This is a genomic window from Jiangella asiatica (genome assembly GCF_004349065.1).
GTDB classification, from domain to species: domain Bacteria; phylum Actinomycetota; class Actinomycetes; order Jiangellales; family Jiangellaceae; genus Jiangella; species Jiangella asiatica.
On the sequence record NZ_SMKZ01000016.1, the window covers coordinates 1 to 26,537 of the forward strand.

The 26,537-nt window shown below is 71.8% G+C and carries 24 protein-coding genes; 11 read left to right on the forward strand and 13 right to left on the reverse strand.

Annotated features, from left to right (window positions below; genetic code table 11):
- From E1269_RS33795 to E1269_RS12830, 8 genes are all read right to left on the reverse strand, one after another.
- Positions 1–875, reverse strand: an 875-nt coding sequence (locus tag E1269_RS33795; protein WP_275264481.1) for an HNH endonuclease signature motif containing protein, incomplete at its 3' end; no start/stop codon positions are given.
- Positions 851–1,519 (reverse strand): DUF222 domain-containing protein, encoded by a 669-nt coding sequence (locus E1269_RS33800; RefSeq protein ID WP_131895020.1) that lies wholly within the window; start codon positions 1,517–1,519, stop codon positions 851–853. The genes E1269_RS33795 and E1269_RS33800, both read right to left, overlap by 25 nt.
- A gap of 189 nt (positions 1,520–1,708) precedes the next feature.
- Positions 1,709–2,899, reverse strand: a complete 1,191-nt coding sequence (locus E1269_RS12805; protein ID WP_131895022.1) for an amylo-alpha-1,6-glucosidase — start codon at positions 2,897–2,899, stop codon at positions 1,709–1,711.
- Positions 2,896–4,305, reverse strand: coding sequence for a sulfatase family protein (locus E1269_RS12810; protein ID WP_131895024.1), 1,410 nt, complete (start codon positions 4,303–4,305; stop codon positions 2,896–2,898). Before E1269_RS12810 ends, E1269_RS12805 begins: the two co-directional genes overlap by 4 nt.
- Positions 4,298–5,803, reverse strand: coding sequence for a sulfatase family protein (locus E1269_RS12815; RefSeq protein WP_131895026.1), 1,506 nt, complete (start codon positions 5,801–5,803; stop codon positions 4,298–4,300). The genes E1269_RS12810 and E1269_RS12815 overlap by 8 nt, the downstream gene beginning before the upstream one ends.
- Positions 5,800–7,356 (reverse strand): glycosyl hydrolase, encoded by a 1,557-nt coding sequence (locus tag E1269_RS12820; RefSeq protein ID WP_131895028.1) that lies wholly within the window; start codon positions 7,354–7,356, stop codon positions 5,800–5,802. The genes E1269_RS12815 and E1269_RS12820 overlap by 4 nt, the downstream gene beginning before the upstream one ends.
- A 50-nt stretch (positions 7,357–7,406) precedes the next feature.
- Positions 7,407–8,420, reverse strand: coding sequence for a LamG domain-containing protein (locus tag E1269_RS12825; protein ID WP_131895030.1), 1,014 nt, complete (start codon positions 8,418–8,420; stop codon positions 7,407–7,409).
- 12 nt (positions 8,421–8,432) lie between these two features.
- Positions 8,433–9,365: a hypothetical protein gene (locus E1269_RS12830; RefSeq protein WP_131895032.1), complete on the reverse strand. Its 933-nt coding sequence runs from the start codon at positions 9,363–9,365 to the stop codon at positions 8,433–8,435.
- Positions 9,366–9,740: 375 nt separating this feature from the next.
- Here E1269_RS12830 and E1269_RS12835 point away from each other — a divergent pair, with 375 nt between their 5' ends.
- Genes E1269_RS12835 through E1269_RS12845 form a run of 3 tightly spaced genes read left to right on the forward strand, consistent with a single transcriptional unit; the run spans position 9,741 to position 11,987 of the window.
- Positions 9,741–10,757, forward strand: a complete 1,017-nt coding sequence (locus tag E1269_RS12835; RefSeq protein WP_203433463.1) for an alpha-ketoacid dehydrogenase subunit beta — start codon at positions 9,741–9,743, stop codon at positions 10,755–10,757.
- Positions 10,754–11,731 carry a thiamine pyrophosphate-dependent dehydrogenase E1 component subunit alpha gene (locus E1269_RS12840; protein ID WP_131895034.1) on the forward strand — a complete coding sequence of 326 codons (978 nt, stop codon included), beginning with the start codon at positions 10,754–10,756 and terminating at the stop codon, positions 11,729–11,731. Before E1269_RS12835 ends, E1269_RS12840 begins: the two co-directional genes overlap by 4 nt.
- 13 nt (positions 11,732–11,744) lie before the next feature.
- Complete coding sequence (locus E1269_RS12845; protein WP_131895036.1) at positions 11,745–11,987, forward strand: biotin/lipoyl-containing protein; 243 nt, start codon at positions 11,745–11,747, stop codon at positions 11,985–11,987.
- Positions 11,988–11,993: 6 nt separating this feature from the next.
- Here the strand turns inward: E1269_RS12845 and E1269_RS12850 are convergent, their stop codons facing one another.
- The 4 genes from E1269_RS12850 to E1269_RS12865 are packed head-to-tail and all read right to left on the reverse strand — an operon-like array spanning position 11,994 to position 15,976.
- Complete coding sequence (locus tag E1269_RS12850) at positions 11,994–13,016, reverse strand: LacI family DNA-binding transcriptional regulator (protein WP_131895038.1); 1,023 nt, start codon at positions 13,014–13,016, stop codon at positions 11,994–11,996.
- A gap of 45 nt (positions 13,017–13,061) precedes the next feature.
- Positions 13,062–14,027, reverse strand: coding sequence for an MBL fold metallo-hydrolase (locus tag E1269_RS12855; protein WP_131895040.1), 966 nt, complete (start codon positions 14,025–14,027; stop codon positions 13,062–13,064).
- An 18-nt stretch (positions 14,028–14,045) separates the two neighbouring features.
- Positions 14,046–14,825 carry a glucose 1-dehydrogenase gene (locus E1269_RS12860; RefSeq protein ID WP_131895042.1) on the reverse strand — a complete coding sequence of 260 codons (780 nt, stop codon included), beginning with the start codon at positions 14,823–14,825 and terminating at the stop codon, positions 14,046–14,048.
- Positions 14,826–14,836: 11 nt separating this feature from the next.
- Positions 14,837–15,976 carry a mandelate racemase/muconate lactonizing enzyme family protein gene (locus E1269_RS12865; protein WP_203433465.1) on the reverse strand — a complete coding sequence of 380 codons (1,140 nt, stop codon included), beginning with the start codon at positions 15,974–15,976 and terminating at the stop codon, positions 14,837–14,839.
- 190 nt (positions 15,977–16,166) lie between these two features.
- Here E1269_RS12865 and E1269_RS12870 point away from each other — a divergent pair, with 190 nt between their 5' ends.
- The 8 genes from E1269_RS12870 to E1269_RS12905 all read left to right on the forward strand — a co-directional run bounded on the left by E1269_RS12870 (position 16,167) and on the right by E1269_RS12905 (position 25,393).
- Positions 16,167–17,195 (forward strand): DUF4432 family protein, encoded by a 1,029-nt coding sequence (locus tag E1269_RS12870; protein ID WP_131895044.1) that lies wholly within the window; start codon positions 16,167–16,169, stop codon positions 17,193–17,195.
- A 22-nt stretch (positions 17,196–17,217) separates the two neighbouring features.
- On the forward strand, positions 17,218–18,240 hold the full coding sequence (locus tag E1269_RS12875) for a substrate-binding domain-containing protein (RefSeq protein WP_131895046.1): 1,023 nt from the start codon (positions 17,218–17,220) through the stop codon (positions 18,238–18,240).
- Positions 18,233–19,774 (forward strand): sugar ABC transporter ATP-binding protein, encoded by a 1,542-nt coding sequence (locus E1269_RS12880; protein ID WP_203433467.1) that lies wholly within the window; start codon positions 18,233–18,235, stop codon positions 19,772–19,774. Before E1269_RS12875 ends, E1269_RS12880 begins: the two co-directional genes overlap by 8 nt.
- Positions 19,771–20,832, forward strand: a complete 1,062-nt coding sequence (locus tag E1269_RS12885; RefSeq protein WP_203433469.1) for an ABC transporter permease — start codon at positions 19,771–19,773, stop codon at positions 20,830–20,832. The genes E1269_RS12880 and E1269_RS12885 overlap by 4 nt, the downstream gene beginning before the upstream one ends.
- Positions 20,833–20,836: 4 nt before the next feature.
- Entirely contained in the window at positions 20,837–21,997 is a 1,161-nt protein-coding gene (locus tag E1269_RS12890; RefSeq protein ID WP_131895048.1) for a mandelate racemase/muconate lactonizing enzyme family protein, read from the forward strand.
- A gap of 27 nt (positions 21,998–22,024) precedes the next feature.
- Entirely contained in the window at positions 22,025–22,744 is a 720-nt protein-coding gene (locus E1269_RS12895; RefSeq protein WP_131895050.1) for an SDR family NAD(P)-dependent oxidoreductase, read from the forward strand.
- Positions 22,732–24,891 (forward strand): NPCBM/NEW2 domain-containing protein, encoded by a 2,160-nt coding sequence (locus E1269_RS12900; protein ID WP_131895052.1) that lies wholly within the window; start codon positions 22,732–22,734, stop codon positions 24,889–24,891. The genes E1269_RS12895 and E1269_RS12900 overlap by 13 nt, the downstream gene beginning before the upstream one ends.
- Positions 24,892–25,204: 313 nt before the next feature.
- The gene (locus tag E1269_RS12905; protein ID WP_131895054.1) at positions 25,205–25,393 is read left to right on the forward strand and encodes a hypothetical protein; all 189 of its coding nucleotides are present in this window, start codon (positions 25,205–25,207) and stop codon (positions 25,391–25,393) included.
- A 5-nt stretch (positions 25,394–25,398) separates the two neighbouring features.
- Here the strand turns inward: E1269_RS12905 and E1269_RS12910 are convergent, their stop codons facing one another.
- The gene (locus E1269_RS12910; protein WP_131895056.1) at positions 25,399–26,508 is read right to left on the reverse strand and encodes an SPFH domain-containing protein; all 1,110 of its coding nucleotides are present in this window, start codon (positions 26,506–26,508) and stop codon (positions 25,399–25,401) included.
- Positions 26,509–26,537: the final 29 nt, after the last annotated feature.

The window sequence follows — 26,537 nt, forward strand, 5'->3', positions numbered from 1 at the left end:
GGTTTGTCGTAGGTGTGGCCGGTGGGGCTGGTCCATCGGGTGGTGGCGGTGGGCAGTCGGGTGATCGCATAACCGGTGTGGTGTTTGAGTAGGTGGTGGTGGCGGCACAGGGGTTGGCAGTTGCAGGCGCTGGTGGGCCCGCCCGCACCGTGAGCGACGCGGTGGTCGATGTCACAGCCGATGGCGCTTCGGTGGCAGCCGGGGGTGCGGCAGGTCCGGTCCCGGAGGACGACGTGGTCGATAAGTGACTGCGTCGGTCGGTATCTCATGCGGCCGTGATCGAGGACCTGGCCGGTGGCGGGGTGGGTGCGGACCCATTGCCAGATCCCGGCGGCGGCGAGGTGGCCGGCGGTGTGTGCGGGGATGGGGCCGTAGCCGTCCAGGTGGCCCGGCTCGTCGGTGAGCCCGATCAGGGAACGCAGCGGGAAGGTGACGTGCACGGTGACCGGGCGGCCCTGCGCCGAGGCGAGCGGGATCGGTGCCGCACCCCCGCGACCCGCACCGGCGCCGGTGCCGGTGTCGGCGGCGTGGTCGCTGCCGGCGGGGGCGATGGTCTGGGTGTGCAGGGTTGTCCAGGCCAGCGCGGCCAGGGCGTCGGCGCGGCGCTGGGCTGCCGTGCGCGGCTGGTGCCCGGCCGCGATGTCGTGGCGTTTGAGGCCGTGGGCGGCGGCATCGAGCACGGTTTTGACCGCGATGGCGTCCTCGGCGGGCAGGTGCGCCTCCAGGTAGGCCATGGCGTCCGGGGCCGCGGTGATGGTGACATCGCGGCGCTCCCGCGCGGCCTGGCAGCGCTGCTGGGTGCTCACCGGGGCGAGCTCGTGCAGCAGTTGGGTGATCCTCCGGCGCAGCATCACCGAATCCAGGCCCGGCGCCACCGGCAGCACCGCGGCCTCGACCCGCCGGCGGACCTGCCGGTCCTCCCACCCAGCTCACCGGTGATCACTTTCGCGCGCCGCTCATCGATCACCCCGGCCGCCAGTGCCAGATGGGTGGCCGGGAAGTCGGTCACGAGTTGCACCGCATGCCCGACCAGGTTCTCCGCCTGCCGGGTGGTCGTGACCGTGCGGGCGGCCACCTCCACCGCGGTGATGGTGACCGGGTTCACCGACCGATACCCACACCGACCGGGCCGCAGCTGCGGGCGGGTACTCAGCTCGGCCAGCACCCGGGCCTGCCCGGCCTGCGCCCACGAGATCAGCCGCGCCCACCCAGCAGCGGCCTCCACCACGTCGTACGTGCAGGTCACCGACAGGTCCACCGCGGCCAGACGCACCGCCAGCTCCGGCCCCGGCGCCACCGCCTCGAACGATCCGTCCGCGGCCGGGTCGTCGCGCAGGCCGGCGTCGAGCAAGGCGGTCAGCTCGGCGCCAAGGAATCCGTCGGGAACCAGCCCATGCGCGGCCGGCAGGTCGTCGGGAAGCTCCCAGGGTTCGTAACTGACCCACACACCGGTCCGCGGGTCACGACCGACCAGCAAACCAGCGGACAAACCAGCAGCCAGACCCTCTTTCTCGAACATGTGAACCACCCTACCCCGACCCACCGACAAACGTCAGACCAGAGGCCTCACGGCGGGAACGCCCGTACGGGGCGCTTCAAGCGTCGCCAAACACCGTCATCGACCCCGAGCGTGCCGATCGACTGGCCCTCCAGCTGGCGTGGCCGTCATGGTGATGCCCGCGTCGTCATCGGCGATGACGGCCGATGGTCAGCCGGGCGCGCGCTCCACGTAGGCCTGGTACATCGTCGTGGCGAGGAAGTTCCAGTTGAGGAACCCGGCGCCCTGGATGCCGCGGCCCGTGTCGGGGTCGTAGTACTCGTGCAGCGTCCCGGTGTGCTCCAGGTCGTCGGCCAGCATCACGAGCGTGCCGGTCAGGATGCGTCGCGCCTGGGCGACGTAGCCGTAGTCCAGCAACCCGGCGAAGGCGATGTAGTTGGCGACCACCCAGACCGGCCCCTGCCAGTTCGACGGGTTGCCGCTGGCGGCCAGGTTGTACAGCGGCTCACGGGGCGACAGGGTGCGGATGCCGGCATCGCAGAAGAGATCGCTGGCATCGACCATCGCGGCCGCCTGCTCCGGAGTGGCCACACCGGACCACAACGCGTAGAAGCCGACCCACGACCGATAGCGCAGCGGAACGAACCAATCGGCGTTCTGCCTGGTCCCGGGCGGGGTGGTGGTCAGCGTGTCGGCGTGGCAGAAATCCGACATCACCGGGTCCCAGAGCAGGCGTCGCACCCGCGCCGCGAGCTCGGCCCGCCGCTCGGCGTAGTGGCGGGCACCGTCCAGGTCGCCGACGGCGGCGTGCAGCTCTGCGAGCGCTCCGTACTCGGCGACGAACAGGCAGTTGAGGTCGACGCCGGCGGTCGAGTCCCGCGGGCGACCGTAGACCCCGGGGTGGTTGTCCGCGCCGCTCCCCCGGTGGCTGCGCCAGCAGAAGAGGCCGGAGTCGTGCAGCTGGGTCTTCTGCCAGTGCGCGACGTGCCGCCGCAGCCCGGGCAGCGCCGGCCCGGCCCAGCCCGCCGGGTCCTCCGTCAGCAGGGCAAGCTGGGCCAGTACCGGCTTGGCCGAGTTCATCGGCGACTCGCGTGCCCGGTGATCGGGGCCGTCGGCGTCGTGGGCCCCGATGACGTACGGGATCGAGCCGTCGTCGCGCTGGTGGTCCAGGAAGTTCAGCACGCAGTCGCGCGCCAGCGTCGTGTCGCCCAGGTGCGGTGTCAGGGCGAGCAGCGTGAAGTAGGCATCCCAGTCCCACAACTGCCCGCGGTACACCGAGGCGGGGTCCACGTACGGTCGGGCCAGCACACCCTCGGGCGGGCGCGCCGTGCGCGGGCGCTCGCCGGCCAGGTACGTCTCGACGACCCGGTATGCGGCTTCGGTTCTCGCGTCGAGCCTCACCCCTGGCTCCGGTGCGGAGTGTCGCCGACCGCCGCCTGCTCGCGTGCCAGCACCGCCGTCAGCTCGTCCCGGACCTGCCGGTAGGACGGGTCGTTCCAGACGTTGGCCAGTTCATCCGGGTCGTCGGCCAGGTCGTAGAGCTCCCAGCACGGCGCCGGCGAGCTGGTGCCGGTGCCCGGCAGCGCCATGCCGTCGTTGTAGAAGTAGACGAGCTTGTAGCGATCGGTGCGCACGCCGTAGTGCGCCCAGACGCCGTGGGTCGGGTCGTCGTGCTGCCAGTACCGGTAGTAGACGGCGTCCCGGGGCGGGTTTGAGTCGCGTCCGGACACCAGCGGACGAAGGCTGACCCCCTGCATGCGCGCCGGCGCGTCGACGCCGGCCCAGTCGAGGAACGTCTGCGCGAAGTCGACGTTCGCGACCAGGTCCTGGCAGACCGATCCCGGCCGAATCTCCCGCGGGTAGCGGATCAGCAGCGGCATCCGCAGGGAGTGCTCGTAGATGAACCGCTTGTCGAACCAGCCGTGGTCGCCGAGGAAGAACCCCTGGTCGGAGGTGTAGACGACGATCGTGTCGTCGGCGAGGCCGGCCTGGTCGAGGTGATCGAGCACGCGCCCCACGCTCTCGTCGATCGCGGCGACGCAGCGCAGGTAGTCGGTGATGAACCGCTGGTACTCCCACGACCTGCGGCCCGCGTCGTCGAGCCCGGGCGGGACGTCCTCCTTGAGGTCGCGCGGCTTGAGGTGCTCTCCGACGCGCATCCGCGCGGCTTGCGCCGCACCGCACCGGGTGGCGTAGTCGTCCCGGAACGTCGCCGGCTCCACGAAGACCTCGCCCTGGTAGAGGTCGCGGTGCCGCTCGGCCGGCAGCCACGACCGGTGCGGCGCCTTGTGGTGCAGCAGCAGGCAGAACGGGCGATCGCGATCGACCGAGCCCAGCCAGTCCACGCTCAGGTCGGTCAGGATGTCGGTCACGTACCCATCGTGCTGCTCGTCGCCGCGGGGCGTGCGGAGCACGGGATCGTAGTACTGGCCCTGGCCGTAGAGCACCCGCCACTCGTCGAACCCCTGCGGGTCGTGGCCGGAGCCCTCGCCGAGATGCCACTTCCCGAACAGCGCCGTCTGGTAGCCGGCGTCACGCATCAGCGCCGGGAACGTCGGCTGCGCCGAGTCGAACGGGCTCGCCATCGCCATCACGCCGTTGACGTGGTTGTGGGTGCCGGTGAGGATGACCGCCCGGCTCGGCGCGCAGATCGCGTTCGTGCAGAAGCAGTTGTCGAACCGCATCCCCTCCTCGGCGACGCGATCCAGCTGGGGCGTGTGGTTCAGGGCGCTGCCGTAGGCGCTGATCGCGTGTGCCGCGTGGTCGTCGGACATGATGAAGACGATGTTCGGCCTGTTCTCAAGCAACGGCGATCCGTTCGTACTTGCTCGCCTCGCGGCGGATCTCGGCGTTGAGGAAGCGGTGGCTGACCTCGGCCCGCAGCTCGGCGTGCGACGGGTCGTCGAACAGGTTGCGCAGCTCGCCCGGGTCGCGCTGAAGATCGAAGAGCTCGCCGGCGGGCTGGTCGCGATAGAGGGTCATCTTGTAGCGCTCGTCGACGTACGTGCGGATGTGCACGGCCGTCGGCTGGTGGCGGTTCTCCACCAGCACGTGCTCGCGTGCTGGCTCCCGCGTGCCGCACCAGACGTCGAGCTGATCGACCCCCTGCATGTCGCCCGGCACCGGGAGCCCTGCCGCCCGCAGGAACGTGGGCGCGAGGTCGATCAGGCTCTGTAGGGCCGTCACCTGGCTACCGGCGGGGATCCGGCCGGGATAGCGGGCCAGCATGGGGATCCGGATGAGGTCCTCGTAGTGGAACGGGCCCTTGGCGGTCAGCCCGTGCTGGCCGAGGAAGTGGCCGTGGTCGGTGGTGAAGACGACCAGCGTCTCCCCCGCCAGTCCCTGACGCTCCAGATGGTCGAGCAGGCGGCCGATCCCGGCGTCGACCAGGCTGATCATGCCGTAGTAGACCGCCAGGTCCCGGCGCAGCCGGTCCGGCTCCACGCGATGGCCGACGAAGCCGTGGTTGGCGTGCTCGGTCTCCTGCCAGGCCGAGAAGTCCGGGTCGTCCTCCTGAGTCAGGCCGAACCATTCCGGCATCGCCTCGAGCTCGCCGTCGGCGAGGGTGCCCGGCTGGACGTCGTCCGGGCTGTACATCGACGCCCACGGCTCGGGGACGAGGTATGGCGGGTGAGGATCTTGGAAGCTCGCCCAGGTGAAGAACGGCCGGCCCGCGCCCACCGCGCTGTCCATCGCGGCGATCGTGCGCTCGGCCACGAAGTGCGTGTAGTGGCTCTCCTCCGGCAGGTCCCAGACGTGCTCGCGCGGTGTGTAGTGGGATCCGCCGCGGAAGAACTCGCGCCAGTTCGCCAACCCGTGGCTCTCCATCCACAGCGCGTAGTGCTGGCCGGCCCACCGCTCGTCGGCGTGGTTGCGGGCGAGCTCGATGTGGTCGAAGCCGTAGTACGGACCGTGGAACCCGGCCCAGAACGCCAGGTCACGCAGCAGCTCGGCGCGTTCGAGCGACGGCTGGTCCGGCGTCGCCGCCAGCGGCTCGAAGTGGGCCTTGCCGATGAGCGACGTCGCATACCCGGCTGCCCCGAGCAGGTGGCCGACCGTGCGCGACTCGCGGTCGAGGCTGGTGCCGATCGTCCAGCAGCCGTGTGCGGACGGGTACCTGCCGGTGATCAGGGATGACCGCGACGGCGAGCACAGCGGGTTGGGGCAGTAGGCGCGGTCGAACCTGGCTCCCTCGTTCGCGATCCGGTCGAGGTGAGGCGTCCTCAGCACCGGGGTGTGGTGCCCGAGGGCCCGGTGGTGGTGCTGGTCGGTCGTGATCAGCAGGATGTTGGGAGTATCGGTCACGTGGTGCTCCGTGGACGCAGGACCGCCTTGACGTCACCGCGTACGTACAGTGGGTCGCCGGTCAGGGTCAACGACACCGAGCCTCGGTACGGAGTGATGGTGCGGGTCACGCCCATCGTGTCGGTCACCTGGATCGGCTTGTTGGTCATCAGCCTGACCGGCGTGTCGGCGTCCGGCGCCCACATGGTCCGCACGGTCGTCGTGCCGTCGCCGAAGCGGTGACTGCGCACACCGTCCGGAGCCCGCTCCGGACCTTCGTAGGACAGCCCGGACAGCTGCGCGGTCATGACGCCGTAGGCGACGTAGGACGGCTTCGGCGTGTAGTCGCCCCGCGGGTCGCCAGGGCGCCGGAGCAGGCCGAACGGGCCGCTGTTGTGGTCCATGAAGTTGTACCAGTAGAACCGCTCCACTCCCGCGGAGAACGCCAGGACGTACGACCGTGGCAGGTACTGCGCCTGCGCCCGTTCGGTCGTGTGCTCGGACTTGTCGTTCGTCGGCCAGCCGAGCTCGCTGAACCAGATCGGCGCGTCGGCCGCGCCGTTCTCATCCATCAGGCGGCGGACGTCGGCGATGTCGTCGGGCAGCGTCTCCGGCGTGCAGCAGGCCCGGTAGGGATGCAGAGAGACGACGTCGAGCGCGTCGGCGCCGCCGGCGCGAAGGTATTCCTCCAGCCACGGCAGGCCGTCGGCGAAGTCCTGCGTCTTCGCCAGCAGCTCGGGCGCGACGACATTGACGTCAGGCCGCACCTCCTGGACGGCTTCGTACACCGCTTGGGCGAGGTCGGCGTGATAGTCCGGACGGGCGTCGGCCGGGCCGTCGCCGCGGTCGCCGAACTTCAGGCTGTTGGGTTCGTTGTAGACGCCGACCTGGCCGATCTGGTCGCCGTAGTGGGCCAAGACCTCCTGGACGAACCTGGCGAAGGCCTGCCGTCCCTCTTCGGTGTAGGGGGTGGCACCGCCGTCGTGGTTCGGGTTGTACAGGCCGAAGTTGATCAGCGGCTCGACGGAGTGCTCGGCGAGCGCCTCCATGTACTCCTCGAACCGGCCGTCCTCGACGCCGAAGTCGTAGCCTCCCGGTGACGTCTCGATGAGCTGCCACTGCTGTGCGTCCCGGACCGTCTGCACCCCGATGTTCGTCAGCAGCGGGACGATGATCCCGGGATCCCAGCCATGGGCGAAGTGGGTCTGCACCCCGAACCGAACGGGGTCGGTCGCGGATCGGCTGGCGGGCGCCAACACCGCGAACGACGTCTCGACGGCCTCGGCGGCCTCGGTGTCCGCCGCCTCCACCCGCAGCTCGAAGTAGCCGGGGACGTCGACCTCCACCCGCAGGTGCGCGTGACCGTCGACCGTGGGCGTGGTGCCGGTCGCGACCTCCTGTCCCCAGTAGTCGTGTGCGGTCCAGGACACCTGCGGCGCTGCTGTCGACACGTCGAAGCTCGGCACGGCGTCCGAGGCGAAGACGTTGCCGGGCGTCGTGTGCCCGATGGTCACCGTGACCGGTTCCGCGGCCGCTCCGGGCGCCGCCATCGCGGTGGTGGCCAGCGCTAGCACGAGGGCAAACTGGCTCCGGGCGCGCGTCGAGGACCTCGTCGTCCGCTGCATCAGTTGTACGTCCGGACCCAGTCGTGCTCGGCCACCTTCGGGAAGTCCAGGCCGGGACCGCCCGGCGGGTTGCCCTGGGTGCTGAGGATGAGGTGACGCGCCTGCGTGATCAGCGGCGAGTCGGCGGGCAGCTCCTTCGTCCACGTCGGCCGCCCGTCGAAGTAGAAGGTCAGCAGGCCCACTGGGCTGCCGTCGACCTGGACGATCTCGCGCCGGACGGCGTAGGTGTGCATGGCGTCGGTGAGCATGCCATCGCCCAGCGGCTCGGTCTCGCAGTCGTCGATCGTGCCTGCCGGGTCCTCGGTCTGGTCCGCTCGCCCGGTCCGGCAGTTGTCGACCGCGGTGTGCTCGGCCGGCGTCGGCGATTCCGGTGGCGGCGGGGACTCCCACAGGTGCAGGGCCATGTGCATCTCGTCGGCCCAGAAGAACTCCTGGATGTCGATCTCCGGGTTCGGGTTCGTCTCGTGGCTGGGCGGGCGGCTAGTCATCCATACCGCGCTGAACACGTTCTGGTCCCACGCGTTGTGGCTCGCGACGTTGGCGGCGAAGCCCTGCGTGCGGACCTCGACGCAGCTGGCCCGGCGCTCGGTCGCGCCCGGGACGTCGAACGTCGACTCGACTCCGCCGGCCGGGTAGTCGAGGCTGCCGTCGCCGTCGACGTCCTCGGGCTCGTCGACGATGCTCAGGCTCAGGGTGCCGTCGTCCATGCTCACCATGTCGGTTCGGTAGTACAGCTCACCCGATCGCCTGCCCGGGGTGCCGGTGGTCAGCGACGTGTCGTAGTAGTCGTACAGGCGCCACTTCGAGCCGAGGCGGCGGTCGAACTCGTCGCTGGCCTTGGGCACCAGCCGCAGCCCGCTGTTGCACAGCGTGGGTACGTCGTGCCACCCCGGCGACGCGCTCACCTCGTTGTCGTCGGGCTCCGAGACACCGAGGGCGGCGTTCGCCGTCACCGCCGCGCTCGCCACGACCACCGAGAGGGCGCCTCTGCGGAGTCCTTCACGTCCGACCATGATTGACCTCCATCAGGCGTAGGTACGGACCCAGGCGTGCAACGCCACCTTCGGGAACGGCGGACCGGGGTCGCCGGGTGGGTTGCCCTGGGTGCTGAGAATGACGTGCCGGTCGTCGGTGACGAACGGGCTGTCAGCCGGGAACTGCCTGGTCCACGTGGCGATCCCGTCCACGTACACGGTCAGCAGGCCGGCCGCCTCACCGTCGATGACCGCGATCTCGCGCCGCAGCCCGTACGTATGCTGGGACGCGGTCAGGTCACCCAGCCCCAGCGAGGCGGAGTGACAGTCGTCGATGCCCTCGCCGACGGGTGAGGTGTCGGGCTTGCCGGTGTGACAGCGGTCCGGGTCCGTGCGCGTGGGGGTCTCGTCGTCCGCTGAGTCGAGCTCCCAGGTGTGCAAGGCGCTGTAGACCTGGTCCGTCTGGATGAACTCCTGGATGTCGATCTCCGGGTTCGGGTTCAGCTCGTACCGGGAGGGCCGGTCGTGGAGCCAGACCGCGCTGAAGACGTTCTGGTCCCACGTACCCGGCCGCGCCACGTTCGCGGCGAAGCCCTTGGTGCGGACCTCCACGCAGCTGGCCTGTCCCGGGCTCGCGCCGATCACGTCGAAGGTGGACTCGACCGCGCCGGCCGGATAGCCGTTGACACCGTCGTCGGGGTCGTCCGCCCGGACGTAGAGCCGGAGGACCCCGCCCGAGACCTCCACCATCTCCGGCAGGTATGCGAGCTCGGCCGAACGATCGCCGTTCGCGACGTCGTAGACCCGCCAACGCCCGTCGAGCGGCTCGTCGAACTCGTCGCTGGCCGAGTCCACCTTGCTCAGACCGCTGGCACAGCTCGGCGCCGGAGTCCACGACTCGGCCTCGTTCTCGTAGTCAGGCTGCCCCGGACCCGCCACCAGGGCGCCGATGAGGCCCGTAAGGACCAGTGCGACCGTACGCATCGGCCTCGACTCCTCACGATCGGGACTCTTGAGTTTACTCGTGTTGTACACGCGTCTTAGCGCTGTGAAGTGCAAAAACAACGTGTTTTCGATCCCGCATCGGCGAATCTGTTTACTCGTGTCACCGCGTGAGCCATACGGAATCAGACCGACCGGAGGATGTCAAGGGGTACCGCGATCGCCGATCGGTGTGAGATCACCGCGTTGGAGGTGTGCGACCGCCGCGGCGGTGGTGGCGCCACCCTCACTTCGAGCGCCGTAGCGTACGACCTAGCTGTTCTGGAATCGTTCCCGAAATCTGGAACAACCCTTGATATGGCACCATGTGCGCACTAGTTTGCTGGAATCGATTCCAGAACTCGGCTGGAGTGTGATGTGACCAAGCTCAGGATGAACCAGGCCGTCTCCGCGGCATTGGCGGATGCGATGCGTGAGGACCCCGCCGTCGTCGTGATCGGCGAGGATGTCGCCGTTCCGGGCGGGGTGTTCAAGGCCACCGACGGGCTGCTCGCCGAGTTCGGCGTCGGCCGGGTGCGCGACACCCCGATCTCGGAGATGGGCTTTCTCGGCGCCGCCGTCGGTGCCGCCGCGACGGGGCTACGACCGGTCGTGGAGATCATGTTCGGAGAGTTCCTCGGCGTGGCCCTCGACCAGCTGGTGACCGAGGCGGCGAAGCTCCGGTACCTCTCCGCCGGCCAATACGGCGTGCCGCTGACGGTCCGCGCATCCGTGGGCGCCGGGCTGGGGTTCGGCGCGCAGCACTCCCAGTGCCTCGAGACGTGGTTCTACGCCACGCCGGGGCTGAAGGTCGCCGTGGCCTCCGGCCCGCAGACGGCCTACGGGTTGCTGCGGGCCGCCGTCCGTGACGACGACCCCGTCGTCGTGCTCGAGCCGCGCCGGCTCTACGGCGGACGGGCCGAGGTCGTCACCGGTGACGACGGCATCATCGCGTTGGGCAGCGCCGAGGTCCGGACCGCCGGCGACGACGTCACGCTGGTCGCCCTCGGCGGGACGGTGCCGGTGGCGCAGGAGGCGGCCGACGGCGCCGGCTGGGGCGCCGAGGTGGTCGATCTGCGCACGCTGGTGCCGTGGGACGTGGCCACGGTGCTGGACTCCGTGCGCCGCACCGGCCGGCTGGTCGTCGTCGAGGAAGGACCGTTCAGCGGCGGCTGGGGCACCGAGATCGCCGCCCGCGTCGCCTCGGAGCTGTTCGGTGAGCTGCGCGCGCCCGTGCACCGGGTCACCTCGCCCGATGTCCCCGTCCCCTACGCCAAACCGCTCGAGACCCGCTACGTGCCGACCGTCGAGTACGTGCGCGAGCAGGTGGGAGAGCTGATCGAGACCGGCCGGACGCCGCGACCCTGGTGGTCGCGGGAAGGAGCGCACCGATGAGCACCAGCCTCGACCGCCGCGTCGCGCTGCGCGACCCCACCGCCCGGCTGGAACGGATGATGGAGATCCGCGAGTTCGAGGGTCGCGTCAAGGACCTGTTCTTCGAGGGCGTCGTGTCCGGCACCACACACCTGTGCGAAGGACAGGAGGCGGTCTCTGTCGGGCTGGCTGCGACGCTGCGGCCCACCGACCACGTCACCTGCACCTACCGCGGCCACGGTGTGGCGCTGGCGCTGGGCTGCGAGCCGTCGGCCGTGCTCGGCGAGATCATGGGCCGCACCGTCGGCCTGGTCGGCGGTGTCGGCGGCTCGATGCACCTGAGCGAGCGCGCCGTAGGGCTGATGCCGACCTTCGCGATCGTCGGCGGCGGCATCCCGGTCGCGGTGGGCGCCGGGCTGAGCTGCCAGGTGCTCGGCGGCGACGACGTCGCCGTAGCGGTCTTCGGCGACGGCGCCACGAACATCGGCGCGTTCCACGAGTCGCTGAACCTGGCCGCGGTCTGGAAGCTGCCGGTCGTGTTCGTCGTCGAGAACAACCTCTACGGCGAGTACTCCCCCATCGCCAGCACCACCGCCGTCACCGACCTGGCCGTGCGCGCCGGCAGCTACGCGATGCCCGCCGAGACCGTCGACGGCCAGGTGGTCGACGACGTCGCGGCGGCGGTCCGGCGGGCGGTCGAGCGGGCCCGCGGCGGCGACGGGCCGACCCTGCTGGAGATGAAGACCTACCGGTACTCCGGTCACTCACGCGCCGACACCGGCCCCTACCGGCCCGACGGCGAGCTCGAGGCCTGGCAGGGCCGCGACCCCATCGCGCTCTACGCCGACGCGTTGGTCGCAGCCGGTACCGTCACCGCCGGCGAGGTCGACGCGTTGCGGTCCGCGGTCACGGAGCGGATCGACGAGGTGGTCGCCGAGGTGCGGCAGGCACCGGAACCGGACCCGTCGGCGATGTTCGGCCACATCCACGCCTGACCAGGAGGCACGAATGCGCGTGACGGTCAAGCTTCCCCGGCTGGGCGAGACGGTCGACGAAGCCGTCGTCCTGGAGTGGTACAAGCAGGTCGGCGACGAGGTGGCCGAGAACGAGCCGCTGCTCGCGGTCGACACCGCGAAGGTGCAGAGCGACGTGCCGGCACCGGTGCGCGGTCAGTTGACCGAGCAGCTGGTGGCGCCCGACGACGAGGTCACCACCGGCACGCCGATCGCCGTCATCGTCGTACGCGAGTAGGAGCGCTCAGCGTGGCGGGCCGCAACTGCGGCCGGGTGCGAACATCGACGGCAGCACCGCGTGGTGCGGCTGGTCGCCGCGCAGCCGCCCCAGCAGCAGCTCGGCCGCCCGCTGCCCGATGCGGAACGGGTCGCGGACGATGGTGGCGATGGGCGGGTCGTACAGCTCCGACAGCGGCACCTCGTCGCAGCTGACCAACGAGATGTCCGACGGCACCGACAGCCCTCGGGCCCGCAGCTCGCGCAGCACCCCGATGAGAATCTGGTTGCCGCCGGCGACCAGGGCGGTAGGCGGGTCGGCACCGTCGAGCAGCTCGGCCGTGGCAGCGGCGCCGTGCGCGGCCGTGAACGATCCCGGCCGCACCACCGCGCCCACCTCCGGGTGCTCGGCGCACACCGCACGCAGTGCGGCCTCGCGCTCGCGGCTGGGCCGCAGGTCGATCGAGCCAGTGATCATCCCGATGCGCCGGTGACCCAGCTCGATCAGCGAGGCCGCGGCCGCGCGCATCCCCGACTGGTGGTCGGACAGCACCGCGCTGGCCGCGACCGCCGGCGGCAGGTCGCGGTCGATCAGCACGATCGGGGTCTCCAGGCCGGCCAGCGCCTCGAGCGTCTCGGTGTGGTTCTCGCTGGCCAGGCTCAGCAGCAGGCCGTCGACACGACGCTGCTGGAACAGCCGGATGTGCCGAGCGTCGAGCACCGGCTGGTTCTGCGAGTTCGCCAGCAGCATCGAGTAGCCCTCGCGCTGCAGGCTGACCTCGGCGCCGAGGGCGATCTGGGCGAAAAGCGGGTTGGAGATGTCGCCGACGACGAACCCGACGGTGAGCGTGGCGCCGCGGCGCATGCTCTGCGCCAGCCAGTCCGGTTCGTAGCCGAGCTGCTCCACCGCCTCGAGTACTCGCTTGCGCATCCGGGCGCTGACGTCAGGGTGGCTGGTGAGCACCCGCGACACCGAGGAAACGGAGACCCCGGCACGGTCGGCCACCTGGCGGATCCCGGCGCGCTGCGACCGTCCCAGTCCAACTGTCATGCATCGCCTCCGAGAGCCCGCGCCGCAGTGATGATGCCCACGAGACTAGTCGCGCCACCGGACCTTGACCGGCCGCCCCGGATCGGGCACCAGCTCGATGAGCCCATAGGCCGCAAGCCGCTCGAGATGCCCGCTGAGCGGGAAGAACAGCGCTGCCGCCGCCTCCTGCGGCCAGCCGCCGAGCTCGGGGCTGAGCTTCTCGGTCAGCTCGCGGACCGTCACCGCACCGCCGGCGCCCCGCAGCTCCGCGCGCAGCGTCTGCTCGGTCCGGTCGACGAACGCCTGGCTCTCGGCCAGGAACTCGGCGACGGCCGGCCCGCGCTGGATCGCGTAGTGGCTGGTCAGCAATGTCTGGGGCGCGAGGGTGCGCATCGCGCGGATGGTGCTGACGTACGTGTCGACGTAGCGGTAGGTGGGTGGGAACGCCGGCTCGCCCTCGGCGGTGACCACGGCGTTCCCGAGGACGGCGTCACCGACCACCAGGGTGCCGCTGCGCGGGTCGTGGACGCTGATGCTCCCCCACGAGTGCCCCGGGGTGTGCAGGACCGTGACTCGCCAGCCGTCGCCCAGGTCGACGACCTCGCCGCCCTGCAGGCCGACGTCAACGGGGGTCGTGCCGGTGGCCGCGCGGATGGCGGCCTTGGTGTCGTCGGTCTCGTCGTGGCCGTGGTCGGCGCTGAACTCGCCGTACCGCCCGGTGATCATCAGCTCGATGTCCTCGATCATCGGCCGGTCCAGCTCGTGACAGACGAACGCCGCCGCGGGCGCGTACTCGCGCAGCGCGGCGTTGCCGGCCATGTGGTCGTAGTCGGAGTGGGTGGTGAGCACGTAGCGCAGCCGGTCCGGGCCGACGCCGGCGTGCTGCAGGTACGGGATGACGTGCGAGCGCGCCGTCTCGTCCGTGGCGGTGTCGACGAGCAGCGACCCGCGACTGCCGGCGAACAGGTAGACGGCGTTGACTCGCGGCCCGAACGGCGTCTCGATGCGGTGGAGACCTGGGGCGACTTCCATCTGCGACCTCCGCTGGTGTCAAGTGTGGAACTTGGCGCCGAGCCCGCCGTCGACCGCGACGTCGGCGCCGGTCATGAAGCTGGCCTCGTCGGAGGCGACGAACGCGACGACGTTGGCGATCTCGGCGGGCGTGGCGATGCGGCCCATCGGATGGACGCCGAGGACCTCCCGCTCGACCCGCTGCGGGTCGTCCTGCTGCTCGAAGTACTCCTGCACGAGCTGCGTGCGAACGTACCCGGGCGAGACGGCGTTCACCCTGATGCCGCGCGGCCCCTCGTCCAGTGCGAGGCTGCGGGTCAGCCCGAGCACCCCGGACTTGGCCGCGGCGTACGGGAACATGCCGTGGGTGGTCATCCGCGCGTGCAGCGAGGCGATGTTCACGATGCTGCCCCGGCCGGCCGCGCGCATCGCCGGCAGCATGGTCCGGGTGACCAGCCAGACCCCTTTGAGGTCGACGGCGAACACCCGCTCCCAGTCGCTCTCGTCCATCTCGGCGGCGTCGAAGTAGGCGCTGATGCCGGCGTTGTTGACCAGGACGTCCGCCGGCCCGTGCGCCGTGGCGAGCGCCGCCACCGCGGCCTCGACCTCGGCCCGGTCGGTGATGTCGCAGTGGCGGTAGGCCAGCTGGTCCGGCCCGGTGTCGGTCTCGCGCAGGACGGCGTCGGCGTGCTTGTCGTCGACGTCCAGGAAACCGACGCGCGCGCCCTCGGCCAGCAGCTTGGCCACGATCGCCGCGCCGATGCCCTGCGCGCCGCCGGTGACCACGGCGGTCCGGCCGGCCAAGCGCGGTGCGGTCATGCGTGTCCTCCTCAGGTGTCCAGGCGGTGACTGTCGATGTAGTCGTGGTTGAGGACCCAGCCGAGTCCCGGCCCGGTGGGCAGCGGCAGCTCGCCGCCGTCCAGCTCCGGCCGGTTGGCGATCAGGTTCCACCAGAACGGGTCACGGTCGGGGTGGAAGCACTCGACATAAGTGCCGTGCGGCTGGCTGGCCAGCAGGTGCGCGGCGACCTGGGGTTCCTCGTGGTGACCCATCTGCACACCGTAGGCATGCGCGATCGCAGCCACCCGCCGCCACACCGTCGGTCCGCCGGACCACGAGGCGTCGAAGTTGCACACGTCGATGGCGCCGGCCTCCATGAGGTCGCGGCAGCCGCCGGCCGACAGCTCGCTCTGCCCGGCGCACACCGGGACGCCGCCGCGCATGCGCACGTCGCGCAGGCCCCGCCGGTCGTTGCTCCAGCCGACCGGTTCCTCGAACCAGCGCACGCCCAGGTCGGCGATGCGCCGGCACAACTCCAGCGCGTCGGCGACGTCGTAGCCCTGGTTGGCGTCGATGGCCAGGATGAAGTCGTCGCCAGCGGCGGCGCGGGCAGCGCGCACCCGCTCGGCGTCCTCGGCCGGGGCTCGGCCGCCGACCTTGAGCTTGCAGCCGGCGATGCCCATGCGCTTGTACTCGAGCATCTCCTCGCCGAGGGCCTCGGGCGTGCTGCCGTAGTAGCCGCCGATGCAGATCATCGGCAGCCGGTCGCGGTAACCGCCCCACAGCCGCCACAAGGGCTGGCCCAGCGCCTTGCCCACGGCGTCCCAGACGGCCGCGTCGACCCCGGCCAGCGCGACGAGGCCCAGCCGGCGGTCGCGCAGGATGTCGTAGGTGACCGGGTAGCCGGCGGCCCAGCACCGCTCGGTGGCGAAGGCGTCCAGCCCGACGAGGGCCGGCGCGAGCTCGTCGCGCACGATACCGGCGATCGCCTGGAGACTCTTGTCCTCGTCACCGGCGTAGGCTTCGCCGACGATGCCCTGGTCGGTGATCACCCTGGTGATCAGGGTGGCCCGGTGGGTCATGCGGTAGTAGCTGCCGCGGTACTCGCGGGCCAGCGGCGCCATGACCGGAATCGTCTCGATCGCCCGGATCGTCAGGGGCTCCAGCCCGGCCGCTTCGCTCAAGTCCACTTCACCACCATCCTGGCAGATTCTGGGAACGTTTCCGGAAACGTCGCCATCTTGCGCCACCCCGGCGTTCCACGTCAAGACATTCCGGATAGCACCAGGTCTTGACGGGCGTGGGTGACGACTTCTACCTTCAAGAATCGTTTCCAGTCCATGAAGCAACCGACGGACTCGTTCGGTGGAGCGTGAGCGCATGACCAACAGCGGCCGAGACGGTGGCCGGGGCATCAACGGCAGCGTGATCCGGCTGGCCGGCCGCGGCGCCGAGCTTGTCGTGCATCCGGACCGCGGCGGCGAGATCACCCGGGTCGGCCGCCCAGGCGGCGCGAACGCGCTGTTCCACGACGGCGCGCGCACCCCGTTGCGGGCCAGCGGCTCCACCAGCTACGGCTCCAGCGAGGCCGACTGGCTCTCGGAGTACCGCGGCGGCTGGCAGGAGCTGTTCCCCAACGCCGGCGCCCCCTGCGAGGTCCTCGGCGTCCCCCTGCCGTTCCACGGCGAGGTCTCGTCGGCCCGATGGACCGTCACCGAGGTCTCCGCGACCTCGGTGGTCATGAGCACCCCGGCGCGGCTGCCGTTCGTGCTCGAACGGCGGATCGACGTGCACCCGGACGACCCCGTGGTGCGCCTCACCGAGACCGTGCGCAACGAGTCCGACCTGGAACTGCCGTACCTGTGGGGTCACCACCCCGCGTTCGACGCGGTGCCCGGCAGCCGGATCGACCTTCCCGGCGCCACCGTCCACGTGCCCGGCGACTACGACCCGCCCGACAACGACCTGCGGCCGGACACCACCGCGCCGTGGCCATTCGTCCCAGGCAAGGACGGCACCGAGGTCGACCTGCGACTGGTCCCCGGCGGGCCGCGCGAGCGGGTCACGTACCTCACCGACGTCACCGCGGGGTGGGCGGCACTGCGCGAGCCCACCGGGCTGGGCATCGCACTGGCGTGGGACCTGGCCGCCTTCCCCCATTTGTGGTGCTGGACCGAGATCGGCGGAACGGACTTCCCGTGGTTCGGCCGCTCGCGGATCATCGCGCTCGAGCCGGCGACGTCCTGGCCCAACGACGGTCTCCGCAGCGCGGTGGAGCGGGGCCGTGCCCGGTACCTGGCCGGCCGCGCCACGGCGTCCAGCTGGCTCACACTCACGCTGTTCGACGCCGACGAGCGGCCGGTCACCGGTGTGCACCAGGACGGCCGGATCGAGCGCCACACCGATTGACATCGTCACGAGGGAGAGACCCATGACCACACGACAGGCACTGCTCGTGGCCCTGGCCGCCGGTTCGGTCGCGCTGACGGCGGCGTGCACGAGTGCGAGCGAAGCGAACGGCGGCGACGACGCGACCGGCGAGCAGGTGTCGGCCGACGACCTCGTCCTTGCCTATCTGCCCAAGCGGATGGACCAGGGCTACTTCCAGTCCGAGGCCGCCGGCGTGGAGGCCAAGTCCGCCGAGCTCGGCGTCGAGACGCTGATCCTGGACGCCAGGTTCGACGCGAACACCATGTCGTCGCAGCTGGACACGGCGATCAACCAGGGCGCCAAGGGGGTCATCCTCATCACCGTCGACCAGCAGATGGGCCCGTCGCTGATGACCCGGGCCGAGCAGGCCGGCGTCACCGTCCTCGCGCTGGACGACCCGATCGAGGACGCGTCCGGGCAGCCGGTGCCGTTCCTCGGCTACGACTTCGAGCAGATCGGCGCCGACGTCGGCGCGCAGCTGGCGACGCTGGCCACCGAGCGCGGCTGGCCGGTCGCGGACCTGCGGGTCGCCGCCCTCACCTTCGACGAGGTCACCAGCTGCACCACCCGCACCGACGCCACCAAGCAGGCGCTGCTCGACGGCCTGGACGGGCTCCAGGAGCAGCAGATCCTCGAGACCAACTACGCCGGCGCCAACACCGACGGTGCCCTGCAGGCGATGCAGGGGCTGCTCACGTCGAACCCGGGCGTCCAGCACTGGCTGGTGTACTCCTGCAACGAAGAGGGCGTGGTCGGCGCGGTCCGCGCGCTGGAGGCGGCCGGCGTCGACGCCACCTCCTGCGGCGTGGGCATCGGCGACGGCGCCCTGGCCGGCATCGAGATGCTCAAGCCGGAGGAGAACGCCTACTGCGGCAACCTGTTCATCGACGGCGAGGCGAACGGCGCGCTGGCGGTGCAGCAGCTCTACGACGCCCTGGTGAACGGCGAGGAGCTGCCGGCGCAGACGCTGTCGCCGGGCGTCGTCGTGACCCGCGAGAACGCCGCCGAGGTCTTCGGTGGCTGACGCAGGCTCGGTGGTCGCCGCGCCGGCGGTGGAGTTCCGGGAGCTGAGCAAGCGCTTCCCGGGCGTGCTCGCCCTGGACCGGGTGTCGTGGACGCTGGCCCCGGGCGAGATCCACGCGCTGCTCGGCGAGAACGGGGCGGGCAAGTCCACGCTGCTGCGCATCCTCGCCGGCGACCACCGGCCCGACGGCGGCGAACTGGTGCTGCCAGGCACCGGCGTCGACGTCCGCACGCCGGCCGACGCCCACGACGCCCGGGTGCGGGTCATCTACCAGGAACCGAACCTGCTGATGGACCGCAGCGTCGCCGAGAACGTGCTGATCGGCGCGCTGCCGGCACGCCGGCACCTGGTGGACCGGCGGCGCCTGCACGAGCTGGCGGCCGAGCAGGCCCGGCGGCTCGGCGTCGACATCGACGTCACCACGCGGGTCCGTCGCCTCGGCCCGGCCGCACGGCAGCTGGTCGAGATCATGAAGGCGCTCGCGTCCGACGTGCGGGTCCTCGCCCTGGACGAGCCGACGTCGTCGCTGTCCGGCCGCGAGACCGAGCGGCTGTTCGCGATCTTGCGGACTCTGCGCTCCGACGGCGTCGGCATCGTCTACGTGTCGCACCGGCTGGAGGAGGTCCGTGAGATCGCCGACCGGGCGACGGTGATGCGCGACGGCCGGGTAGTCGGCACCGTCTCCGTCGCCAGCACCACCGACGCCGAGCTGATCCGGATGATGATCGGCCGCCAGATCTCCACCGTCTTCGCCACCCCGGACACGCACGGCGACGGACGCGGCGACCGCGGCACGCCGCGGCTGGCCGTCACCGAGCTGCGGACCGGCTCGGTCGGGCCGGTGAGCCTCACCGTGCGTGCCGGCGAGGTGGTCGGGATCGCCGGGCTGGTCGGTTCCGGGCGCAGCAAGCTGGTCCGGGCGCTTGCCGGCGCCGAGCCACTGACCGGAGGCGAGGTCCGGGTGGACGGCCGGCCGGTGCGGTCCCGCGGCCCGTCCGGCGCGATCGCCGCCGGGATCGCGGTCTGCCCCGAGGACCGCCGCGCGCTGGCGCTGGTCCCGGACCGCAGCGTGCGCGAGAACATCCTGCTCGGACACCGCACGGTCCGCCCACGGCTGGGGTTCCTGCGGGTGCGCCGCCGCGAGGTCGACCGGGTCGAGCGCTACCTGCGGCTGCTGGACATCCGTCCGGCCGACCCCGAGGCGCGGGTGCGCACTCTGTCCGGCGGCAACCAGCAGAAGGTGGTGCTGGCCAGGTGGCTGGCGCGCGAACCGTCGGTGCTGATCCTGGACGAGCCCACCCGCGGCATCGACGTCGGCGCGAAGAGCGAGATCTACGCGCTGATCCGGCGGCTGACCGCCGACGGCCTGGCCGTCCTCGTGGTGTCGTCGGAGCTGGTCGAGGTGATCGGTCTGGCCGACCGGGTGTACGTCATGCGCGGCGGCCGGGTCGCCGGCGAGGTGCCGCGCGCGGAAGCGACCGAGGAGAGCCTGCTGACGCTCGCCCTCGGCACGAACCAGAGGAGCCGCCCGTGATCCCAGCCGCCCGGCATCTCCTGCGGCCCACCCGCATCGGCGTCATGCTGGCGCTGGCCGCGCTCGTCGTGTCGCTCAGCATCGCCTCGCCGTACTTCCTGACCACCAACAACGTGCTGAACATCGGGGTCGCGGTGGCGCTGGTCGGCGTCGTCGCCGCCGGCAGCACGCTGGTGATGATCGCCGGTGGCCTGGACGTGTCGGTCGGCTCGACCGTGGCCCTGGCCGGGGTCAGCGCGGCCAGCGTGCTGTCGTCGACGTCCAGCGTCGCGCTCGCGATCGCCGCGGGCGTCGTCGTCGGCGGGCTGGCCGGCCTGTTCAACGGTCTGATCATCACCAAGCTGAACATCAACCCGCTGATCGCCACGCTCGGGACCTTGTCGGTGTACCGGGGCCTGACGTTCATCGTCAGCGACGGCGTGGCCATCGGTGTCACCGAGGCTCCGTTCCTCGACATCGGCTCCGGCCGCCTCGCCGGCATCCCGAACCCGCTGGTGATCCTGCTGGTCGTGTTCGCCGTCCTCGCCGTCGTGCTGCACGCCACCGACATCGGCCGCAACGTGTACGCGATCGGCGGCAACGCCGAGGCAGCACGGCTGGCCGGCATCCGGGTCGACCGCTACCGCACCGGGCTGTACACGCTGAACGGGCTCCTCGCCGGGCTGGCCGGCGTGGTGCTGACCGCCCGGCTCGGTTCCGCGCAGCCGCTGGCCGGTGCCGGCCTGGAGCTCGACGCGATCGCCGCGGTCGTGCTCGGCGGCGTCGCGCTGGCCGGCGGCATCGGCACGATCGGCGGGACGGTGCTCGGCGTGCTGGTCCTCGGGGTGCTCAACAACGGCCTGACGATCCTGGCGATCGACTCCTTCTACCAGTACGTGGCCCGTGGCGGCGTGCTGCTGGTCGCGGTGGCGCTGGACCAGGCCGGGCAGGCGCGGCGGGAGCGGGCCAGGGCGCGGTCGACGCCACCGGCCTCGGCCCGCGCGCCCTCCTCGACCGATCCACCCGGCGACGACGGCGACGCGGACCGCACGCGCGCTCCCCATCTGACGGGAGGATGAGCGGATGGACGGCGCGGACCCCGACGCTCGGCTGGCGGAGCTGACCTGGCTGACGGTCACGATCGGGCTGCCCCGGCCGCTGCGGGTGGGGTCGCTGGTCATCGACGCACGGCAGTACTGCTGCGTGCGCGCGACGCTCGCCGGCGGCGCGGTCGGCGAGGCGTTCGTGATGACCCGCGGGCTGGACGTCGCGGGGACGCTGAGCACGGTGCTCGCACCACAGCTGTCCCGGCTGCCGACCGGCGGCGGTGACGACGAGGCCGCGCTGCGGGTGCTGCTGCGCAACAGCGGCTGGGACGGGCCCATCTCGCGAGCGGCCGCCGCCGTCTTCCTGGCCGCCCTGGACGCCCGGGCCCGCGGGCGCGGGGTACCGGCCTGGCAGCTGGTCGGGTCGCCGGCGGGGGGACCGCCGCCGCGGATCGTGGCGGCCATCGGCTACACCCCGGTTGGGGTCGACCCGGCCGAGGCCGAGCTGGCCGAGGCCGCCGCGGCCGTCGAGGCCGGCGCCGACGCCGTCAAGTTGATGGGCGGCTTCGGCCCGCCGTGGGTGGACCTGGACCGGCTGCGCCGGGTCCGGGCCGCGGTGGGCGACGGGTGCGCCGTCGCCCTCGACGTCAACGGCAACTGGTCGCGCGACGCGGCCGTCGAGCTCCTCCCCCGGCTGTCCGACCTCGGCGTGGACTTCGTCGAGGAGCCCTGGCCGTTCGAGCTCGGCCTGGCCGGGCCGTGGGCGAACGGCACCGCGCCCGCCCTGGCCGTCGGCGAGGTCGTCGCGTCCACTGTCGAGCTCGAGGCGCTCGCCGCCACCGGCCAGGTGCGGTACCTGCGCCCGGACGTCACGGTGCTCGGCGGGCCCGGCCGGTTCCTCGCCGTGCTGCCCGCCGTGTGGGCCGCCGGCAGCGAGCTCATGCCGCACTTCTGGCCAGAGGTGCACCGGCACCTGATCCGCGCCTACCCCGGCCCGAGCTGGGTCGAGGCCACCGTGGCCGGCAGCGGCGGGTTCGCCCTGGACTCGTTCGTCGACGGCGCCCTGGACGTGGGGCCGGAGCTGGCCGCCACGCCGACGAGGCCGGGCTTCGGCTACACGCTGGACTGGGACCGGCTGCGCGCCACCGCCGACGGGCCCGCCACCACCGTCACCCTCACCCAGGCCGCCGGGAGCTGACCCGGCCGGCCGCGACGAAGGAGAGCGATGCGCACACTCGTGGTCACCGGCGGCGCCAAGGGCATCGGGTTCGGCGTGGCCGAGCGGTTCGCCGGCGAAGGCTGGCACGTCGTCGTCGCCGACTCCGACCCACAGGCGAGCGCCGACGCCGCCGAGAAGCTCGGCGCCGAAGCGGCCGTCGTCGACGTCACCGACCGGGCCGGCCTGGTGGACGCCTGCCGGGCCGCAGCCCTGCGCACCGGCGGCATCGACGCCCTGGTCACGTCGGCCGGGATCACCCGGATCGGCCCATCCGCCGAGCTCGCCGAGGACGACTGGCGCGCCGTCGTCGACGTCGACCTCACCGGGACGTTCCTGTCCTGCCAGGCCGCCGCGCCGCACCTGCGCGACGGGTCCGCCGTCGTCACGATCGCCTCCACCGCGGCGTTCCGCGGCATGCCCGGCCGCGCGGCCTACTGCGCCGCGAAGGCCGGGGTCGTCGCGCTGACCCGCTGCCTGGCAGCCGAGTGGGCGCCGCGGGTGCGGGTCAACTCCGTCGCGCCGGGATGGGTGGACACCCCGTTCCTGCGCGACGCGGCCCGCCGCGGCCACGTCGACCTTGACGAACTGGCGGCACGACCACCGATGAAGAGACTGTCCGACGTGACCGACGTCGTCGGCGCGGTCCGTTTTCTCGTGTCCGACGAGGCCGGCTTCGTGACCGGCCAGACCCTCACTGTCGACGGAGGTTGGGTATGGGCCAGCTGACCACGATCCTGCGCGCGGCCGCGGCCGCGGTCCTGCTTCTCCCGGTGGCGGCGGTCTCGGCGCCCGGTGCGGCCGCCGGGTCCGGAGCCGCCGAGCACGTGCGCCCGATCGACTGGGAGCGTTTCGACGCGCCAGCGCCGGACGACGAGAACGCGACGATGGTCCGTTCGGCGCTGCGCAACGCCACCCGCTACGCGCTGACCACGTGGTGGCAGGAGCGCTACGGCGGCCAGACCGGTCGCTACCTCGAGCTGGGCGGCGTCGCCGAGCAGCACGTGCGCCAGCCCGCCGCGCAGGCCTATGCGATCGCCGTCGCGCTGCGGACCGGCGGCTACGACCCCGAGGCGACCGGCGTCAGCGCCGAGCAGGCCCGCGCGGTCGCCGTCCGGCTGGCCGCCTCCATCGCCTACCGGCACCGCGCCACCTCTGCCGGCGGCTGGGGCGACGTGTGGCAGTCGGCGCTGTGGGCCTACTACGCCGGCAATGCGGCCTGGCTGCTGTGGGACCACCTGGCAGAGGGCGACCGCGAGCACGTCGCGTCGATGCTCGAGTTCGAGGCGGACCGGTTCCTGGAGTACGACGTGCCGTACTTCCGCGACCGCGACGGCACGGTGGTGTTCCCCGGCGACAGCAAGGCCGAGGAGAACGCCTGGAACGCCAACCTGCTGCAGCTGGTGACCGCGATGATGCCGCGGCACCGGCACCACGCGCAGTGGATGACGAAGAACGTGGAGCTGATGCTGTCCGCGTTCGCCCGCCCCTCGGACCTGAGCGACAACCGGGAGCTGCACGGCCGGCCGGTCGCGGACTGGCTCGGCGGGTCGAACATCGCCGAGGACGGCACGCTGGTGAACCACGGCTTCGTCCACCCCGACTACATGGCCACGGTCGCCATGAACGCCTCCGGCCCGATGACCTACGGACTGGCCGGGATGCGCACCCCGGAGGCTTCGCGATTCAACGCCGACGTGGTGTACGCGGCCCTGACCGCGGTGTCGTTCCCGAGCCCGCCGTACCGGGCACCGGGCGGCACCATCTACGTCCCCGACGCCGCCGGCGAACCGGGGCCGGGCGTGTACTACCCGCAGGGCAACGACTGGGGCACGCACCGGCGCGCCCACCTCGTCGTCGCCGACGCCGCCGCGCACCTGTTCGGCTTCGACGGCGACACCGCCGCCGCGGCGTGGGAGCGCCAGCACGTGGGCACCCTGCTGGAGATGCAGGCCCGCGGCACGGACGGACGCACCTACCAGGCGCCGGGCGAGGACACCTACGCCGGCCGCGAGTCGTGGGTGTCGGTGGAGATCGCCCGCGCGCAGCTGGCGCACTGGCTCGCCGCCCAGGACGCGGTGCGCTGGACCGACCAGGCGTACCCGGTCCTCGAGGTGGCCGCCGAAGGGCCCGACCTGCTGCCCGCCGGCGACACCGCGACCGTGACGGCGACGCTGCGACCAGAGCTGACCGACGCCTCGGCGGCGCGCGTCGAGCTGTCCGTGTCGGCCGGCGACGGCGTGACGGCGACCCCGACCGGCCCGAGCGCCTGGGCCGTCGTCGGCGCCGCCGGCGTCACGACGACGGTGCGGCTGGCCGCGGCTCCGGACGCCGCCGGGACGACGACGGTGACGCTGCGGGCCCGGTACCGGCTCCTCGGCGCCTGGCACGAGACCGTGACGACGCTCGCCGTCCCGGTCGTGCCACCACCGCCGACGGCCGACACCTGGCTGTCGGACCTGCCGTGGGTGTCGGCGACCGTCGGGTACGGCCAGGCGCCGCTGCGCGACACCAACTACTACGGCGACCCGATCGCCGTCGGCGGCACGGCGCACGAGAAGGGCCTGTGGACCCACGCGCCCGCGGCGCTCACCTACCACCTGGGCGGCCGGTGCGCCGAGCTGACCGCCGTCGTCGGGATCGACGACGCCATGCACGAGCTCGGCCCCGACCGCGGCTCGGTCGGCTACCGCGTTCTCGTGGACGGCGAGCTGGTGCACGACACCGGCCGCATCACCGGCTCGACGCCGCCGGTCCCGATCGCGGTCGACGTCACCGGCGCTCGCCTCCTGCGGCTGGAGGTGACCGACGCCGGCGACGGCAAGAGCTACGACCACGCCGTCTGGGGCAGCGCCCGCGTGACCTGCGGGCCCTGACCCTCTTCCGGCCCCGCCGTGCCTCTTGATCATCAACGATCGCTGACATCAGTAGGACTGTGTGTGCTCCACCACGCCTACACGCCTGGTGAGGCGCGAGAACTCCTGGTGATGTCGCGGATCGCTGATGATCACGGGGCGCAGCAGGAGATCTCCTTGCGAGGGCGAGGTGACCGGTGAGTCGTCGCCGTCGAGCTGCGCCCACGGCACGACGAGGCGATGATGACGTCGCGTTGCTCGCGACGACGCGCCGATGTGTCCTACGATGCGGTCCCCACCCGATGCGAGCCGGCAACGACGACGAGGTGACCAGATGTCCGACCATCACGTCCTGGCGCCACTGCGGCGCTGGCTCATCGACTCAGGTGCGCCGCAACGGCTCGCCGTCAGCCTGCTGCTCGCGGTCATGATGATCGCCACCGCCCTCGTGCTGCTGAACAGCACCGGCGAGAGCGACCGATCCGAGATCATCGAGATCGAGAACGCACGGCCCAGCGGCTGAGCGCGTCAGCCGCCGGAGTTCGGGCTCAGCCTCGTGTCGGTTCCGCTCTCCGCCGCCGCGGCCTCGGCCTTGGCGTCCTGAACGGCCGCCTCCGCCTGCCGGGCCACCTGGTCGGCGGCCGCTTCGGCGTCGGCGGACAGCGGCTCACCCGGCGTCAGCTCACGCCCGGTGGGCGTCTCGTCGAGCTCCGGACGCCGCTCGTCGGGAGCCCGGTCGGCGGCCGGCCGCGCGGGGGGCGCGCCTGTCCGGGCGTGGTCGCCGAAGGCGCTGGTGACCGAGCGGATCGCCTCGGTGAGCTCGCCGGGGATGACCCAGAAGGTGTTGTTGCCGCCGTCGGCGAGGTGCGGCAACGTCTCCAGGTACTTGTACGCGAGCACCTTCGGGTCGGCGTCGTTGTCGTGCACCGCCTGGAAGACCCGCTCGACGGCGCGGGCCTCGCCGTCGGCGCGCAGGATCATCGCCTGTTGGTTGCCCTGCGCCTCCAGGATCTCCTGCTGGCGGGTTCCCTCCGCGGTCAGGATCTTGGACTGGCGCTCACCCTCGGCGTGCAGGATCACCGCACGCTTGTCGCGCTCGGCCCGCATCTGCTTCTCCATCGCCTCCTTGATCGTGGAGGGCGGGTCGATCGCCTTGATCTCGACCCGGTTCACCCGGATGCCCCACTTCCCCGTCGCCTCGTCGAGCACCGTGCGCAGTTGAGCGTTGATCACCTCGCGAGAGGTGAGCGTCTTCTCCAGGTCCATGCTGCCGATGACGTTGCGCAGCGTCGTGACCGTGAGCTGGTCGATGGCCTGCAGGTAGTTGGCCACCTCGTAGGCAGCCGCGCGCGGGTCGGTGATCTGGTAGTAGAGCACCGTGTCGATGTTGACGACCAGGTTGTCCTCGGTGATCACCGGCTGTGGCTGGGACGAGAACACGTGCTCGCGCACGTCCAGCTTGGTGTTGATCCGGTCGACCATCGGGATGATGAAGTTGAGTCCCGGCTGGAGGGTGGTCCGGTAGCGCCCGAACCGTTCGACGTTGTAGCGGCGGGCCTGTGGGACCACCCGGACCGTCGACGCGACCGCGAACACCACGACCGCCGCGATGACGACGATGAGCACCAGCAGTTCCATGTCTCCTCCGTCTTCGATTCGGTGGCCGT